Genomic DNA, 16045 nt, shown 5'->3' with positions numbered 1-16045 from the left:
TTTTAACTATATTTTAATGGACTCACGCAATTTTTCAACAGTCTTTTCCCCAAAACCTGAAATTTCATTTAATTCATCTACTTCTTTAAAAGGACCATTTTCTTCTCGATAATCAATAATTGCTTGAGCTTTTGCTGGTCCAATACCGCTTAGTCCCTGTAATTCAGTTAAATCGGCTGCGTTAATATCCACCATTTTTTCTTCAGTATTATCGTCTTCTCCTGTTTCTACTACTTCCATATCTTGTGCTTCTTTTTTATTAGGCACATAAATCATTTGTTGGTCTTGTAATTTTTCAGCTAAATTTAGTTGCTTTTCTTCTGCTTGTTTTGTTAGACCTCCGGCTTTTAGAACAACTTCTTTTACCCGTGCATCCCCTTCAAGCTCATAAACGCCAGGCTTTTGTACTTCTCCTTTTATGTCTACAATAATTTTTTCAGAAGTTGTTTTGGTCATTTCCTCAGTCTTAGTAGTCTCCTGTTCATATACTTCTGTCGTTTCTTCTTCTTGCCAAGCTGTCGTTTTATCTGTGTTTTGTATTAAATAAAACAGCAAAACTAATAATAAAATAAAAATCGCAATTATAAGTGGTAAGAATTTTTTAATATATTCTTTTAATGGCACCTCTGTTCTTCCCCCTTTCACTTATAAGTACGCAAAAAAACACCAAAACTTTTTTAATCATCGAAAGTTTTTTCGAAAATTAAAAAGTTTGGTGTTTTAAACAAATCTTTCTATTTCTTGCATAGTCGTCACGCGATGGTCTGCTTGGATATTATGGAGTAAATTTTCATTGTCAAAAAACAAAGTATGAACTCCAGCATTTTTTCCTGCATCTACATCAAGTGCACGATCACCGATCATTACGGTTTTTTTAGGATCTAATGAATATTTATCCAATAAATATTGCAATGCTGTCGGATCAGGTTTCCTGGGAAATTCATTTTCCGGACCAACAATCTCGCTAATTAGATCATCTAATTGTTCTCTTTCTAGTAAAAGCTGTGTGGAATCTTGTCTACGATGAGTTAGAATGATATTTCTTTTTTGTTTTCTTGCCACCGCTCGTAAAACTTTTTTTGTTCCTGAAAAACTTTTAGGAAGATAAGTAGATTTTTCTTCATGCAATTTAGCATTATCCGATAGTTCAGTAAAATCTACTTGAAATTTTTTAGCGATTGCAGCTGAAGAATATTCTTTTAATAAACGATAGATCTCTTCTTTGCTACTTTCTATTCCATAATCCTTCAAGGCTAACATGTAACCTTGTACAATCATGGGATACGTATTAAACAATGTGCCATCAAAATCCCAAATAAATGTATTAAACAAACTAGCTTACTCCTTTATTCATTATTTCTTTTATTTTACCATGTCTTTTTAGTAAGATCTATGTTTGTTAAAGACTCTTTGGAGATATAACTAGCCAAAAGTTACGTTGTTTCAATAGACATTTGTTCAATTCGGTCAAAAGCTTCTTTTAATACAGACATTTTTTGTGTTACAGCTAAGCGTACGTGTTTACTACCCACTGTAGTCCCAAAAGCATTTCCTGGGACCACCAGCACTTTAGCTTCGTCTAATAGACGCTTAGAAAAAGTAGTTGCGTCTAATTGTGTATCAGCAATGTTAATGAAGGCATACATTGTCCCTTCTACTTCACCTAAGTGAAGGAAATTAATAGCATCTACACGTTCTTTTACATATTCAAGTCGTTCTTTAAAGACATCTGTGACCTCTGGAATAAGTTTATTCGCATGATTTAACGCATAAATGCCAGCTTGTTGAGAGATAGAAGGCGCAGAATAAGTGATATTTTCATTGATTAATTTAGCTGTTTCACTTATATATGTTGGCGCAATCATATAACCAATTCGCCATCCTGTCATAGCAAATGATTTTGAGAAACCACTAAAAGTAATTGTATTTTCAGGAGCAAAAGTAGCCATAGGCGTAAAATGATCATTAAAAACTAATGCTTCATAGATTTCATCAGAAAGGATAAATAGATCCTGTGCAATAGCAATGTCTGCGATTTTTTCAAATGTCTCCTTAGAAAAAACTGCCCCAGTCGGGTTATTGGGAGAGTTAATGATAATAGCTTTGGTTTTCTTTGTGATAGCTTGTTTTAATTTATCTTCCTCTAGTTGAAAGCCATCTTTTTCATAGGTAGGCACAATAACAGGAACGCCCTCGGCTAATTCAATTTGTTCCTTATAAGGAGGAAAATAAGGCTCATGAATAATAACTTCATCACCTGGGTCAAGTATAGCTAAAAGTGTTAAATACATCCCATGCATGGCACCTACTGTTGCTCGTACTTGGCTGGGAGCAAAATCCAAATGATAAAGATTTTTATAGTGATCAATTACCGCTTGGATAAATGCTGTGCTGCCATCTGAAGCAGTATAGTGTGTGTGGCCATCTTTAGCATCTGCAAAAGCTTGATCGATTATGCGTTTGTCAGTGTCTAAATCTGGATCTCCGATGGATAAATCGATTAAATCTGTTTTACTTTTAGCTAATGTTCCAATATCCATCATAATATTTTCGGCTGGTTCTTGATATTTCTTAGCTAAGTTATAGCGATCCATAGATATCTCTCCTCTTTATAACACTTTTTTGAGAAAGCTTTGTGTCCGTTCATTTTTAGGATGGTTAAAGATTTCTTCAGGTTGTCCTTCTTCTTGAATGACACCCTCATCCATAAAAATCACACGATCAGCTACTTCTCTAGCAAACCCCATTTCGTGGCTGACTACAACCATGGTCATACCTTCTTGTGCTAAAGTTTTCATTACTGAAAGAACTTCTCCTACCATTTCTGGGTCTAAAGCAGAAGTAGGCTCATCAAATAACATCACATCAGGGTCCATCGCTAAGGCTCTAGCGATGGCAACCCTTTGTTCTTGTCCACCAGAAAGACTGGCTGGATAACTTTGTGCTTTATCATTTAGCCCAACTAATTGTAATAAGTCATAAGCTTTTTTCTCGGCTTCAGCTGTACTTTCTCCCTTTACTTTTATGGGACTAATTGTAATATTTTCTAAAACTGTCATATGAGGAAATAAATTAAAGTTTTGAAATACCATCCCCATTTTTTGACGTAATTCATCAATATTGTTTTTTTCTGCTAAGAGATCTTTTCCTTCAAAAGAAAGAGTATCTGCGGTAGGCTGTTCTAATAAATTTAAGCAACGTAGAAAAGTACTTTTCCCACTACCTGAAGGACCAATAACAACCACGACCTCGCCTGTATCAATAGTTAGATCGATCCCTTTTAGCACTTGGTTTTCGCCAAAAGTTTTATGCAAATTTTGAATATTAATCACTCGACTTCAACTTCCTTTCTGCTAACCCCAAAAGACGGGAGAGCGTAAATGTTAATACAAAATAAATTAATGAGACAATTAGATAAGGTAGAAACGGCTTAAAGCTTGCTCCTTGAACATTACCAGCTTGGAAAATCAATTCGGAAACGCCGATAACTGAAATAACAGAGGATTCTTTAATAACAGTAACAAGTTCATTACCTAAAGCTGGTAAAATATTTTTAATAGCTTGCGGGAAAATAACATAACGCATAGCCTGTATACGATTCATGCCAAGCGAACGGCCTGCTTCCATTTGCCCTTTATTAACACCGTTAATACCTGCACGAATGATCTCTGCTACATAGGCAGCACTATTTAAGGACAAAGCAATACAACCAGCAACAAAGCGTGAAAGGTCAAAGCCAAGCATTCCAGTACCAAAATAAACAATAAAGATTTGTACTAGTAAAGGCGTCCCGCGTACATATTCAATATAAATTGAAGCTAAGGCTCTTAATACTTTTATAGATGATAGCTTCATCAATGCAAAAATAGTACCTAAAATAATTCCAAAAAGGACACCTATTAAAGCTAGAAGGATGGTATAACCAGTTCCTGAAAGATAATAAGGATAATATTCAGTAAAGAAATTTTGTTCATCATCAAACATTAAATTATTGGCTTCTTCTTGGTAATCATCTAACAAATTTTCCTCATTAATTGTTTGGATAGAATTATTAATATTTTCAAGAAGGACAGGAGAATCTTTAGGTAGTGCCACCGCTGATTGTTTATCTCCTTCTTCAAATTCTAGATCGGAAAAGGCTAAATCATCATTTTCTCCCACATAGGCCTCGGCCACTGGTCCTTCAAGTATGGCACCATCAATTTTTTCATTTTTTAAATTCATCACAACGTCAGGTATTTTTTGTAAAGAAGTAATTTGGGAACCTTCTAATTCGGATTCAGCTAGTTCTTCTTGGGTAGTCTGTTTTTGAACACCAATAGGTACGCCATTAAATTGATTAACATCCGTATATTCGTCTTGATCTTCTTCTCGCACAACTAAACGTTGCTGCGCGTTCATATAAGGATCAGAGAAATCTACTTCTTGCAAGCGTTCAGGCGTGGGCGTCATTCCAGAAATAATTAAGTCAATTTTACCCGTCTTTAAAGCTCCTAATAAAGCGTCAAAACCTAACTCTTCGACATGAAGATCCACTCCCATATCGTCTGCGATTTTTTGGGCAATAGAAATATCAAATCCTACAATTTCGTCTTCGCCATCTACTGTAGCATGAAACTCATAAGGGGCATAATCAGCAGAAAGACCGACGACTAACTCCCCACGCTCCATAATAGCATCATAACGTTCGTCTTCTTCCTCTTCTTCGGCAGCCGCTTGCACCGTTGAAAAGAATTGAGCAAACAATATCAGAAACGGTAAAAACAAGAAAACCATCTTTTTAAACTTTTTCATTTACTATCTTCCCCTTTTATTTAAAATATATGCATAAAAATTCATTATGTAATTGCAATTCATCTTATCATAAATTAAACAAAAGGAAAAGTTTTTTTCAATTTATTTTTATACAAAATCTTTGAATACTGGAAAAACATACAGAACCTACCATTTTATGGTATTAGTAAATAAGAATAAAACTAAGTAGCTCTTAAGAAAAGATAATATTCATTTATTATGCAGAACAGTAAAACATAAATAAAAATGAATAAAAATACATATAGAGATCGCCTATTGTTAGAAACTAAGTTCTTATTTAAAAGAGCAACTAACTACATGATCATTAATCATTCCGATAGCTTGCATAAAAGAATAAATGATCGTAGGGCCTACAAATTTAAAACCTTGTTTTTTTAAGTCTTTGCTGACCTGTTTGGATAAATCAGTAGAAGCTGGAATTTCACTAGAAGATTCCCAATAATTTACTAAAGGCTGGTTTTCAATAAACGACCAGATATAAGACGCAAAGCTATCATAGTCTTTTTGAATAGACAACACCATTTGTGCATTTTTTATAGCTGCATGTATCTTTAAACGATTACGTATGATTCCTGGGTCTGCTAATAATTCATCTATTTTGGCTTCATCATAATAAGCCACCTTGGTATAATCAAATTGATCGAAGGCTTTTCGAAAATTTTCTCTTTTTTCTAATACAGTAGACCAACTTAGACCGGCTTGCATACTTTCTAGTACTAACATCTCATAAAGCTTATCGTCATTATGGCTTGGTTTTCCCCATTCATTATCATGATAGTCTTGCATTAGTGGGCTTGTTAAAGCCCAATCACAACGAACTGTCATTACTTTTCCCTCATTTCTTTTAATCGCGACCGACTTTTTTACTTCTACGTTCCATCAATACAGTATCTCGCCATTTTCCATACTGATCTTTTCCTAGTTTTTCACGGTAACCTACTTTACGAAAACCACTTTTTTCATGTAGACGTTGGCTACCATAATTATTAGCAAAAATATCTGCTTCTAATGTCCAAAATCCGGCTTTTTCTGAAAAAACAATTAAATGATTTAGCAAAGTAGTTCCCGCCCCTTTTCCTTTATAATCATTTGCTATATATATACTTACTTCAGCAACGCCTCTATATTCTGGTATTGTGTATGCTTGTTTTAAAGTTGCCCAACCAATGATTTTTTCATTATCTAATAAAACAAATCGACCCTTTTGTAATCGTTCTTGGTCAAATTCTTTATAAGTAGGACTGTCTACTTTAAATGTCGCTAAGTTACCTTTCATCCCTTGATAATAAATATCATATACTGCTTTCCAATCTGTTTCTTTCATTTCTCGTACTTTATATTTCATAAATACCTCCTTGTGACATAAGTATTTTCTATTATTCTATATTAATAAAGAAAAAGCAATCACCCAATTAAAAAAAGGATGATTGCTTTTTTACTATGCCTCAAGATTTATAAAAATTACTCACATACTTATTTTTTTATAGTTGATCTAAAGCTTCGCTGATTTTGGTATCGCCATTTACTACATCAAATTCTTTTTTCTTTGTATGTTCGTTAGCTAAACTTTCGACAACAATTTGAGCCACATCACTACGAGTGATATCTGTTTGATCGCCAAATGCATCAGGTGTATCTGCCACTTGGATTTTGCCTTTAGCTTCATCATCTGAAAGAAGCCCTGGACGAACAATTGTATAATTTAATCCACTATTTTTTAACCATTGGTCTGCGTAAAATTTTGCAGGATAGTAAGGACCTAATTTTTCTAGCCATTCTGGATGTGGTTCAAGCCATTGTTGACTACCCATTGCGCTTACAATAACAAATTGATCAATGTTAGCTTTTTTGGCCGCTTCTACAGATTTTACAGCGCCATCTAAATCAACAAACATCGTTTTGTCTGCCCCTGTACTACCACCGGACCCAGCAGCAAATACGATGGCATCTGCTCCTGAAGCTGCTTGTACAAGCGTGTCAATAGAATCTTCCAAATTAGCTAGAACAGTTTTTACTCCTTGGTTTTGAAAGCTTTCTTGTTGCTCTTTTTTACGCACCATTGCAATTGGAGTATGTTGGCTATTCTCTTGTAATTTGTCTACAACTAAATTGCCAACACTACCATGTGCACCAATAACTAATACGTTCATTAAAACATCTCCTTTTTGTTACTAAAATTAATCTTAACACGAGGAAAGCTTTTTTCACGAATAATTGAGTTTAGTCTTCTTCAATTAAAAAACACGAAGGGCGTTGATTTACATATTTTTCCTGCCAATCTAGCTCAAGTTTTTCCCACTTGGAAGCACCACTGGCTAAATGATAAATCCCATAATTATTCATTGCATAAAAAGCCCCAAAATCCGTTGGATCAGCAGCTAAATGATGGTTAGAAGAATGATTTTCTGGTAAGCCTTCGCTTATATCAACCCATGAAGACTCTCCTTGTTTACGATAGACAGCTGAGTATTTATAAATGCTATGGGCAGCAGAAGGACTTTTCGCAGCTGAAATAATTTGATCAGAAGGATCATTGGGATTAATTGCTAGATGATAAGCATAAGGATGATTTTCTAACCCGCTACTTTTATATTGCCAACTTTGTCCTTCATCGTTACTTTCTGCATAGGAATGAGCTTTATTGTAGATACCATCCCCGCAAGCTGCGTAAAGTTTCTTCGGAGACTTCGGATGAGTAAGTAAGGTATGAATATCAATAGGGCTATCTTCAGGGCGATCATTCCAAGTCCCTCCTTGATTTGTAGTATAAATAAAAGCTCCCGCTTCGATAGCAACACCTAGATAATCTTCATTAGAATAACTCGTTGTAATAAAACGCACGTGATGAGTTGTTGGGCGTGGCGGAAAACTCCAACTCTTTTTAGATGGTAGCGATTGAATGCCAGTGAATTCCTGCCATGTTTCTCCTTTGTCATTCGAATAATAAAGCATACTAGGTTCTGTTCCTACATAAATAACTGAATTTCCATCTATCTTTTTAAAAGGATTTATAGCAAGAGCGGTAATTGTTTTTGACTCAATTTCTAAGGACGTTTTGTTTCCAATATTTTCCCAACTTTTTCCACCATCTTCACTTTTTAAAAGCCCATCTTTATCTGTACCACAGTAGATAACGTTTTCATTTTGTGGATCAACTACTATACAGGTGGGATGTTTTCCTTCCAAACAAGAAAAATACGCATAACCTTCTGGGGCTTCTTTAATTATAAGTAATTCATTTTCCATACCTAGGAAAAATTTTTTCATAATGGTTCGCCTCCTTGTTAACATTATTTTAACTTATTTTATTCTTTTTGAACAAAAAAAGATGTCCCTGTAAAAAGAAACATCTTATAAACTATATTCGATTATAGAAAGAAAAAACACAAGAAATTAACTTAACGCTTCTTTAGAGCTATAACTGTTTCCACGTGATGAGTCTGGGGAAATAGATCCACTGGTTGAATATTATCTGTGTAATAACCCTTGTCTGCAAAAATTTGCAAGTCTCTAGCCATTGTAGCTGGATTACAAGAAATATAGACAATTTTTTCCGGATCCATATCACAGGCTGCTTCAATAAATGTTTGATCTAACCCTTTGCGTGGTGGATCGACAAAGATGACGTTAGGTTTTATTCCTTCTTCTTTCCATTTAGGCATCACTGTTTCGGCTTTACCTACCACGTATGCTGCATTATCAATTTTATTGATCTTAGCATTTTTTTGCGCATCTGTTACAGCTTGCGGAGTTACCTCCATACCGTATACTTGAGCTACTTTATCAGCTAATGAAAGTCCAATTGTCCCAATACCTGAATAAGCATCTACGACAGTATCTGTTTGCTTTAAGCTAGCCAAATCAAACGCTTTTTGATATAAAACTTCTGCCTGTGGTGTATTTACTTGATAAAAGGATTTAGCAGAAATACGAAAAGTTTTATCAAACAGTTGATCATAAATAAAGCTACGTCCTAATAAAAGACGTTCCTCTTCTCCCAAAATGACATTTGTTTGCTTAAAATTAATATTTTGAATGACGGAAACAACTTCAGGTAATTTTTCCTGAATCTTTTGTGCGATCTTTTCCCCTTGCGGAAAGTGCTTTTTACGAGTTACAAGCACAACCATCATTTCATGAGAATAAGAACCACGTCGAATAACAATATGACGTAAAAATCCGCTATGCTCCCTTTCATTATAGGCTTTTACTTCAAATTGTTGCAATATCTCACGAATAATTACAATAGCTGCGTCAATTGCTGGATCTTGAATATAAAAATGATCAAGAGGAACTAATTCATGACTATTTTTACGATAAAACCCGGTTTGCAATATCCCATCGATTTTACGCACTGGAATTTGGGCTTTATTACGATAGCCAAAGGAAAAAGAACTACCTATTGTTTCTTCAACGTGTATTTCCGGCATTTTCGCCACTTTAGCTAATACATTTTCTACTTGATTTTGTTTAAATTTTAACTGCTGCTCGTATTGTAAGTGACTAAGAGGGGCAATTCCAGTTCGTATCAAGTCTTTATTTTCCACTGTTTGTCGATAGGGACTCGTTTGGATAATGGAGAGCATTTTTCCAAAGCCAAATTTTTTCCCCACTTTGACAATTTTTACTTGCACCTTTTCTTGTGGTAAAGCATTTTCAATAAAAATAGGGTACCCGTCGATTTTAGCAACTCCCATACCTAAATGAGATAAGTCAACGATTGTCATTTCTAGTTCCTGGTTCTTTTTCACTGGAATAGCTTCCATTATCCTTCTCCTTTACAGTTACACCTAGCGGGTATATAAGGCAAAAAGGAGCTTAGTCACAGCTCCTTTTTAAAAGTATTTTTTAATCTTTTTTATCTTCATCGATTTCTTCGTCATTCAAACGTTCTACTTCTTTAATAAAACCTTCACTGATTCTTTCTAAATCTTCCGCAGTAGAAACAGCGCTATTAGGAATTTTATCTACATCAGCATACATTTCAATATGTTGATGTAAGTTTTCAAAAGTCATGGGCGCGTCTCCCCCATATTCTCCATCCAAATTAATCATAAGGCGTTTTTGCGACTGTGGAACTGAAACCTCTAATTTCGACGTTTTAGTATATATTACTCGCGGATCTTCCACGTGTTTACCACTTCGAAGCATAATTGCTACAAGATGTAAAATTTCAAAAATATTCGCCGTTTTTACGATAATTAAAGAGAATTTACCATCATCAAGTTTAGCGTCAGGAACAATTTGTTCAAATCCACCAACAGAATTGGTTAGTCCTAAGAAAAACATAGAAGCTTTGCCGTCATATTCACCCTCATCAAACTTTAAATGCATTTTAATAGGTCTGATTTGTGGTAATAATTCTGCCCCTTTAGCCAAATAAGCTAAATAACCGAAAACTCGCTTCAAATCTGAAGGTACTTCATAAGTTAGTTCGGTCAAATGCCCACCAGCCGCGATGTTAACGAAATAATTACTGGGCGTTTTACCTACATCCATATTTATCGTCTGGTTTTTTAAAATTACTTCAGCTGCTGCTTTTACACTATCACGCGGAATTTTTAACGCTCGAGCGTAATCATTTGTAGTACCGCCTGGAATAATCGCCATTTTGGGACGTTTTTCTAAAGGAGCTAAGCCATTAACGACTTCGTTAATGGTTCCATCTCCTCCAGCAGCGACGACTAAGTCAAATCCTGCTTGTCCAGCTCGCCTTGCTTCATTGGTAGCAGAATAAGGGACTGAAGTTGTAGCATAAGCACTTGCTTCATACCCGGCCTTTTCAAGGATAGTTAAAATATCTGCTAAATTTCGTTTTATCAGTTCTTTTCCTGAAGTTGGATTATAAATTACCCGCGCTCTTTCCATGATTACCTCTTATCGTTTTTCTAATTCTTCTTTTAACAGTTTATTTACCACACCAGGGTTGGCCTTTCCTTTAGTTTCTTTCATGATTTGACCAACCAAAAAGCCAATCGCTTTATCTTTACCATTTTTAAAGTCGTCGATCGATTGTTGATTATTATCTAAAACTTCGTTAATCATTGGTAATAATTGTGCTGGATCTGATAATTGTATCCATCCGTTTGCTTCTACAATTTCGTTAGGATCTCCCCCACGTTCAATTAATTCTTGAAATACTTTTTTAGCAATTTTTGAACTAATTGTACCATCACTAATAAGTTGTATCATGCCAGCCAAATTGCTTGGCGTTAATTGTGTATCGGCTAAATCTAGCTTTTCACTATTCAAATAGGCAGAAACATCTCCCATTAACCAATTAGAGGCCTGCTTAGCGTCTGCTCCTTGTTGAATCGTTTCTTCAAAGAAATCAGACATTTCTTTGGTTAAGGTAAGTACTTTTGCGTCATATTCTGGTAAGGCAAGTTCATTAACATAACGCTTGCGACGTTCTTTTGGCATTTCCGGTAGAGTCTCTTCTACATCTTTAATCCATGCATCATCAATTTCAAAGCGTGGTATATCTGGTTCGGGGAAGTAACGATAATCAGAAGAACCTTCTTTGACTCGCATCAACACAGTCTCTCCTGAAGATTCATCAAAACGACGCGTTTCTTGTTGGAGGGAACCACCAGACAATAGAAGTTTTGCTTGACGTTTTTCCTCGAAAGCTAGCCCTTTTCTTACAAAGTTAAGAGAATTTAGGTTTTTCAACTCTGTCTTAATCCCAAATTCTTCTTGACCTAAAGGACGTAAAGAAATATTCGCGTCACAACGTAAGGATCCTTCTTCCATTTTAACATCAGAAACACCAGTAAATTGAATAATCGAGCGCAAAGCGTCTAAATAAGCATACGCCTCTTCAGGAGAACGCATGTCTGCTTCTGAGACAATTTCAATTAAAGGTGTTCCTTGACGGTTTAAATCGACATAAGAATAGCCATCGTTGCCGTGGGTATTCTTCCCCGCATCTTCTTCTAAGTGAACGCGCTCAATACGGATCTTTTTCTTTTGTCCTTCAACATCAATTTCAATCCAACCATCATGTCCAATAGGTTCATCAAATTGGGAAATTTGATAAGCTTTAGGATTATCTGGATAAAAATAGTTTTTACGATCAAAATGTGTTTCTTGTGAAATATCACAATTTAACGCTAAAGCAGCTTTCATTCCATATTCTAAAGCAGACTTATTCATCACAGGCAAAACCCCTGGGTATCCCCAGTCGATGACATTAGTATTACTATTTGGTTCTGCTCCAAAATGAGCAGGAGCAGGAGAAAATATCTTCGTATTGGTTTTTAATTCTACATGGACTTCAAGTCCGATCACAGTTTCGAAGTTCATTTATTTGCTCCTTTCAAATATTTCAGGTTTTTTATTATGAAATTCAGTTGCTTGTTCAAAAGAATAAGCTGCTTGATACATTGTTTCTTCAGCAAAACGATCGCCAATTAATTGTAAACCTATAGGTAAATTATTCGAGAAACCACAAGGTAAAGACATGCCAGGTAAACCGGCTAAGTTCACTGGAATCGTCAAAACATCATTTGTATACATTGTTACTGGATCATCGATTTCTTCACCTAAGCCAAAAGCAACTGTTGGCGTTGTTGGTCCAATGATTAAATCGTAATCAGCAAAAACTTTTTTGAAATCTTGTCTAATTAATGTACGAACTTGAGCAGCTTTTTTGAAGAAAGCATCAAAATACCCGGCACTTAAGGAAAATGTACCTAACATAATCCGACGTTTAACTTCATCGCCAAAACCTTCACTACGAGAATTTACGTACACATCTTCTAAGCTTGCCACATTTTCACTACGGTAACCATAACGAATACCGTCAAAACGTTGTAAGTTAGAACTTGCTTCAGAAGAAGCAATAATATAATAAGCAGCTACACCGTATTTGGAATGAGGTAAACTTACTTCTTCAACTGTAGCGCCTAGAGAGCGGAATGTATCTGCTGCTTTTAAAACAGCGTCTTTAATTTCGTCATCTACACCTTTATCTAAATATTCTTTTGGCAAGGCAATTTTCATGCCTTCCATGCTTTTTTCCAAATTATTTGTAAAATCAGGAACAGCTTGTCCAGAAGAAGTTCCATCTTTTGCATCATAACCACTGATAGCATTTAAAGCTAAGGCATTGTCTTTGACTGTCCGAGTAAGAGGGCCAATTTGATCTAAAGAAGAACCAAAAGCAATTAAACCAAAACGAGAAACGCGACCATAAGTAGGTTTCATACCGACAATACCATTAAAAGCGGCTGGTTGACGGATAGAACCTCCCGTATCCGTTCCTAAAGCAAGCGGGATTTGTCCACTAGCTACAGCGGCTGCTGAACCACCAGAAGAACCTCCCGGAACTTTACTAGTATCCCAGGCGTTTTTAGTTGTTTTAAAATAAGAGTTTTCCGTACTTCCTCCCATAGCAAATTCGTCCATGTTCAATTTCCCTACAGGAATCATATTGGATTGATGAACTTTTTCCATTACAGTAGCATCATAAATAGGTTCAAAATTGTATAACATTTTTGAAGCAGCTGTAGTCAAAAGGTCCTTCGTTACGATATTATCTTTAATTCCAATAGGAAGGCCTGCTAAGATATTTTCTTCACTGACTCCCTTTTCATCAATTGCTCTAGCCATTTCAAGGGCTTTTTCTTCATTTAAAGTAATAAACGAATCAATTTCTGGTTCAATTTCCTTTAGATGAGCAAAAGTTTCTTGGATTAACTCCACTACCGTGATTTCTTTTGAAACAAGTAATGTGTGCAGTTCTTCTAATGTTTTACCATAAATTTTTGTCATTATGCTCCACCTTCCTTGTTTTCGATAATGGAAGGAACTTTTATGAATCCATTTTCTGATTCTGGTGCATTTTTCATTAGTTCTTGTCTATCCGTTCCATTTGTTGGTTGATCTTGTCTTATCACGTTAATTTCATCATTTACATTAGAAGTAAGGGCTACATCTGTGGTATCCACTTCTTCTAATGTTTCCACCATATCAATAATTTCGCCTAATTGATCGGTAAATTGCTGCAGCTCATCTTCTGAAAAAGATAATTTTGCTAGTTCAGCTACATGTTGTGCTTGTTCTTCATGGATCGCCATAATATCCTCCTCAATCATTTTAATTAAATATTTACAGATTATTTTCACTGTATTATACCACTTTATTGAAAATCATTGAATAATTCTCATGAAAGATTTACATTATTATTTAATTTTTAACTTACGTTGAACTATCTTCAAAAGCTTCAACCATTTGATCTTCATTCCATACCGTAATATTTAAGTCTTGAGCTTTTGTTAGTTTACTACCAGCGTCCTCACCAGCTACTACAATATCAGTGCTTTGTGAGACACTTTCAGTGACTTTTCCGCCCAGATTTTCAATACGACTTTTAGCGTCTGCCCGCGTATAATGGTTTAGCTTTCCTGTCAAAACAACCGTTTGATCTTTAAAGACGGAATCAACTTCTGCCAACTCACTAGAAGTTTTTCCTAGATAGTCAAAATTAACCCCCGCTTTTTCTAACTTATTAAGCAACTCATCTACTTCTTTTTTGGAGAAATAAGTAACTACGCTATCGGCAATGGTTCCGCCTAAAGTATAAAGTGAATGGATTTCTTCTGCTGATGCATTTTCTAATCCGCGGACTGTTTTGAAATGCTCTAACAGAATTTTAGCTGCTTTGGCACCTACATGCCAAATGCCTAAGCCAAAAATAAGTCGATCGCCTGAACGATCCTTACTTTCTGCTATCGCATTTAATATATTATTTGCTGATTTTTCCTTGATTTTATCAAGAGTTAACAAATCTTCTTCTTTTAAATAATATAAATCAGCCACGTCTTTAACTAGACCATTTTCATACATCTGATTAAGAATTCTTGGCCCTAACCCATCAATATTCATCGCATTTCTTGAAACAAAATGGTTGAGACCTTCTTTAATTTGAGCTGGACATTTTGGGTTAATACAACGTAAAGCGACTTCTTCATCCAAATGAACTACTTTACTACCACAAATAGGGCAATGTTGTGGTGCTTGATATACTTCACTATCTTTGCTACGCTCTTCTTCAATCACATGCGCAACTTCAGGAATAATATCTCCAGCTTTATAAATGACTACTTTATCATTTATACGTATATCTTTTTCCTGAATATAATCATCGTTGTGTAAACTTGCCCGACTAACGGTGGTTCCCGCAACTTTTACCGGATCCATAATTGCTGTTGGAGTCAAAACGCCGGTGCGCCCTACTGTCCATTGAATATCTTGGATAGTTGTTTGTGCTTCTTCTGGTGGAAATTTATATGCAATTGCCCAACGAGGCGCTTTAACTGTATAGCCTAATTTTTCTTGTTGGTCGAAATCATTAACTTTAATGACCACGCCGTCAATTTCGTAGGACAAGTCGCCTCTTTTTTCTTGGAAATCTTCGATATAGTCCCAAACTTCATCTATTGAATGACAAAGTTTACGTTCTTGGTTAGTTTGAAACCCTAAATCTGCTAGTTCTTGCAATGCATCATATTGTGTAGAAGAAGATAAAGAGTCTGTATCAGCCACAGAATATAAAAATGTACTTAAATTACGCTTAGCGGTTATTTTCGAATCTAGCTGTCGTAAACTTCCTGCGGCAGCATTTCTCGGATTAGCAAACATATCTTGCCCTTCTTCTTCTCTGTGCTGGTTTAAACGCATAAAAGATTTTTTAGGCATATAACACTCTCCACGAGCTTCTAGCGAGACTGAGTTTTTTAATTGTAAAGGAATAGAACGAACGGTTCTAAGATTTTCAGTAATATCTTCACCGACTGTACCGTCTCCTCGCGTAGCTCCTTGTACTAACTTTCCATTTTCATAGCGCAAAGACACAGATAACCCATCGATTTTCAACTCACAAGTATAAGAAACTTGGCGGCTTAAAGCCTTTTGCACTCGCTTATCAAAAGCTATAATATCTTCTTTATTAAAAACATCATTTAAACTATATAAAGGAATATCATGTTCAACCTTCTCAAATCCCTCTAGCACCCGTCCTCCCACGCGTTGGGTAGGAGAGTCTTCAGAGACTAATTCCGGATGGTTGTTTTCAATTTCAACAAGCTCTTGATATAAAGAATCATAAACAAAATCCTCAACGCTTGGGTCGTCTTTTACATAGTATTCATAGGAATATTGGTTTAATTGGTTTCTTAACTCTTTAGCTCTTTTTACAATAGATTGCTCGACCACCTTCATTTAC

The 16045-nt window shown here is 35.6% G+C and carries 15 protein-coding genes; all 15 read right to left on the bottom strand.

The window, feature by feature from the left end:
• Positions 1-6 precede the first annotated feature (6 nt).
• Positions 7-624: a helix-hairpin-helix domain-containing protein gene (locus G577_RS0100485; protein ID WP_051176565.1), complete on the bottom strand. Its 618-nt coding sequence runs from the start codon at positions 622-624 to the stop codon at positions 7-9.
• A gap of 96 nt (positions 625-720) precedes the next feature.
• A complete protein-coding gene (locus tag G577_RS0100480) occupies positions 721-1332 on the bottom strand; it encodes an HAD-IA family hydrolase (RefSeq protein WP_028789440.1) in 612 nt (203 codons plus the stop codon).
• Between the two features lie 101 nt (positions 1333-1433).
• Positions 1434-2594 carry a pyridoxal phosphate-dependent aminotransferase gene (locus G577_RS0100475; protein ID WP_028789439.1) on the bottom strand — a complete coding sequence of 387 codons (1161 nt, stop codon included), beginning with the start codon at positions 2592-2594 and terminating at the stop codon, positions 1434-1436.
• 15 nt (positions 2595-2609) lie between these two features.
• Positions 2610-3332: an amino acid ABC transporter ATP-binding protein gene (locus tag G577_RS0100470; protein ID WP_028789438.1), complete on the bottom strand. Its 723-nt coding sequence runs from the start codon at positions 3330-3332 to the stop codon at positions 2610-2612.
• Entirely contained in the window at positions 3325-4794 is a 1470-nt protein-coding gene (locus G577_RS0100465) for an ABC transporter substrate-binding protein/permease (RefSeq protein WP_028789437.1), read from the bottom strand. Before G577_RS0100465 ends, G577_RS0100470 begins: the two co-directional genes overlap by 8 nt.
• A gap of 294 nt (positions 4795-5088) precedes the next feature.
• The gene (locus G577_RS0100460; protein WP_028789436.1) at positions 5089-5640 is read right to left on the bottom strand and encodes a DNA-3-methyladenine glycosylase I; all 552 of its coding nucleotides are present in this window, start codon (positions 5638-5640) and stop codon (positions 5089-5091) included.
• Between the two features lie 19 nt (positions 5641-5659).
• On the bottom strand, positions 5660-6160 hold the full coding sequence (locus G577_RS0100455) for a GNAT family N-acetyltransferase (protein WP_028789435.1): 501 nt from the start codon (positions 6158-6160) through the stop codon (positions 5660-5662).
• Positions 6161-6296: 136 nt separating this feature from the next.
• Positions 6297-6965 (bottom strand): SDR family oxidoreductase, encoded by a 669-nt coding sequence (locus G577_RS0100450; protein ID WP_028789434.1) that lies wholly within the window; start codon positions 6963-6965, stop codon positions 6297-6299.
• Between the two features lie 70 nt (positions 6966-7035).
• Positions 7036-8082 (bottom strand): WD40/YVTN/BNR-like repeat-containing protein, encoded by a 1047-nt coding sequence (locus G577_RS0100445; protein ID WP_028789433.1) that lies wholly within the window; start codon positions 8080-8082, stop codon positions 7036-7038.
• Positions 8083-8213: 131 nt separating this feature from the next.
• Positions 8214-9584 carry a 23S rRNA (uracil(1939)-C(5))-methyltransferase RlmD gene (rlmD, locus tag G577_RS0100440; protein WP_414625636.1) on the bottom strand — a complete coding sequence of 457 codons (1371 nt, stop codon included), beginning with the start codon at positions 9582-9584 and terminating at the stop codon, positions 8214-8216.
• 79 nt (positions 9585-9663) lie between these two features.
• Complete coding sequence (locus G577_RS0100435; protein WP_028789431.1) at positions 9664-10683, bottom strand: diacylglycerol kinase; 1020 nt, start codon at positions 10681-10683, stop codon at positions 9664-9666.
• A gap of 9 nt (positions 10684-10692) precedes the next feature.
• Positions 10693-12123, bottom strand: a complete 1431-nt coding sequence (gatB, locus tag G577_RS0100430) for an Asp-tRNA(Asn)/Glu-tRNA(Gln) amidotransferase subunit GatB (protein ID WP_028789430.1) — start codon at positions 12121-12123, stop codon at positions 10693-10695.
• Positions 12124-13593 carry an Asp-tRNA(Asn)/Glu-tRNA(Gln) amidotransferase subunit GatA gene (gatA, locus tag G577_RS0100425; protein WP_028789429.1) on the bottom strand — a complete coding sequence of 490 codons (1470 nt, stop codon included), beginning with the start codon at positions 13591-13593 and terminating at the stop codon, positions 12124-12126.
• Complete coding sequence (gatC, locus tag G577_RS0100420; RefSeq protein ID WP_028789428.1) at positions 13593-13898, bottom strand: Asp-tRNA(Asn)/Glu-tRNA(Gln) amidotransferase subunit GatC; 306 nt, start codon at positions 13896-13898, stop codon at positions 13593-13595. The genes gatA and gatC overlap by 1 nt, the downstream gene beginning before the upstream one ends.
• A 121-nt stretch (positions 13899-14019) precedes the next feature.
• The gene (ligA, locus tag G577_RS0100415) at positions 14020-16035 is read right to left on the bottom strand and encodes an NAD-dependent DNA ligase LigA (protein ID WP_244869430.1); all 2016 of its coding nucleotides are present in this window, start codon (positions 16033-16035) and stop codon (positions 14020-14022) included.
• Between the last annotated feature and the right edge of the window lie 10 nt (positions 16036-16045).

Source organism: Tetragenococcus muriaticus DSM 15685 (genome assembly GCF_000423785.1).
Lineage (GTDB): Bacteria > Bacillota > Bacilli > Lactobacillales > Enterococcaceae > Tetragenococcus > Tetragenococcus muriaticus.
This window is presented reverse-complemented; position numbering and strand designations above follow the sequence as displayed.

Excerpts from the sequence above, each read along its gene's own strand:
- G577_RS0100475 (WP_028789439.1), bottom strand. The coding sequence starts at position 2,594 with ATGGATCGCTATAACTTAGCTAAGAAATATCAAGAACCAGCCGAAAAT.
- G577_RS0100465 (WP_028789437.1), bottom strand. The coding sequence starts at position 4,794 with ATGAAAAAGTTTAAAAAGATGGTTTTCTTGTTTTTACCGTTTCTGATA.
- G577_RS0100460 (WP_028789436.1), bottom strand. The coding sequence starts at position 5,640 with ATGACAGTTCGTTGTGATTGGGCTTTAACAAGCCCACTAATGCAAGAC.
- G577_RS0100455 (WP_028789435.1), bottom strand. The coding sequence starts at position 6,160 with ATGAAATATAAAGTACGAGAAATGAAAGAAACAGATTGGAAAGCAGTA.
- G577_RS0100450 (WP_028789434.1), bottom strand. The coding sequence starts at position 6,965 with ATGAACGTATTAGTTATTGGTGCACATGGTAGTGTTGGCAATTTAGTT.
- G577_RS0100445 (WP_028789433.1), bottom strand. The coding sequence starts at position 8,082 with ATGAAAAAATTTTTCCTAGGTATGGAAAATGAATTACTTATAATTAAA.
- G577_RS0100435 (WP_028789431.1), bottom strand. The coding sequence starts at position 10,683 with ATGGAAAGAGCGCGGGTAATTTATAATCCAACTTCAGGAAAAGAACTG.
- gatB (WP_028789430.1), bottom strand. The coding sequence starts at position 12,123 with ATGAACTTCGAAACTGTGATCGGACTTGAAGTCCATGTAGAATTAAAA.
- gatA (WP_028789429.1), bottom strand. The coding sequence starts at position 13,593 with ATGACAAAAATTTATGGTAAAACATTAGAAGAACTGCACACATTACTT.
- gatC (WP_028789428.1), bottom strand. The coding sequence starts at position 13,898 with ATGGCGATCCATGAAGAACAAGCACAACATGTAGCTGAACTAGCAAAA.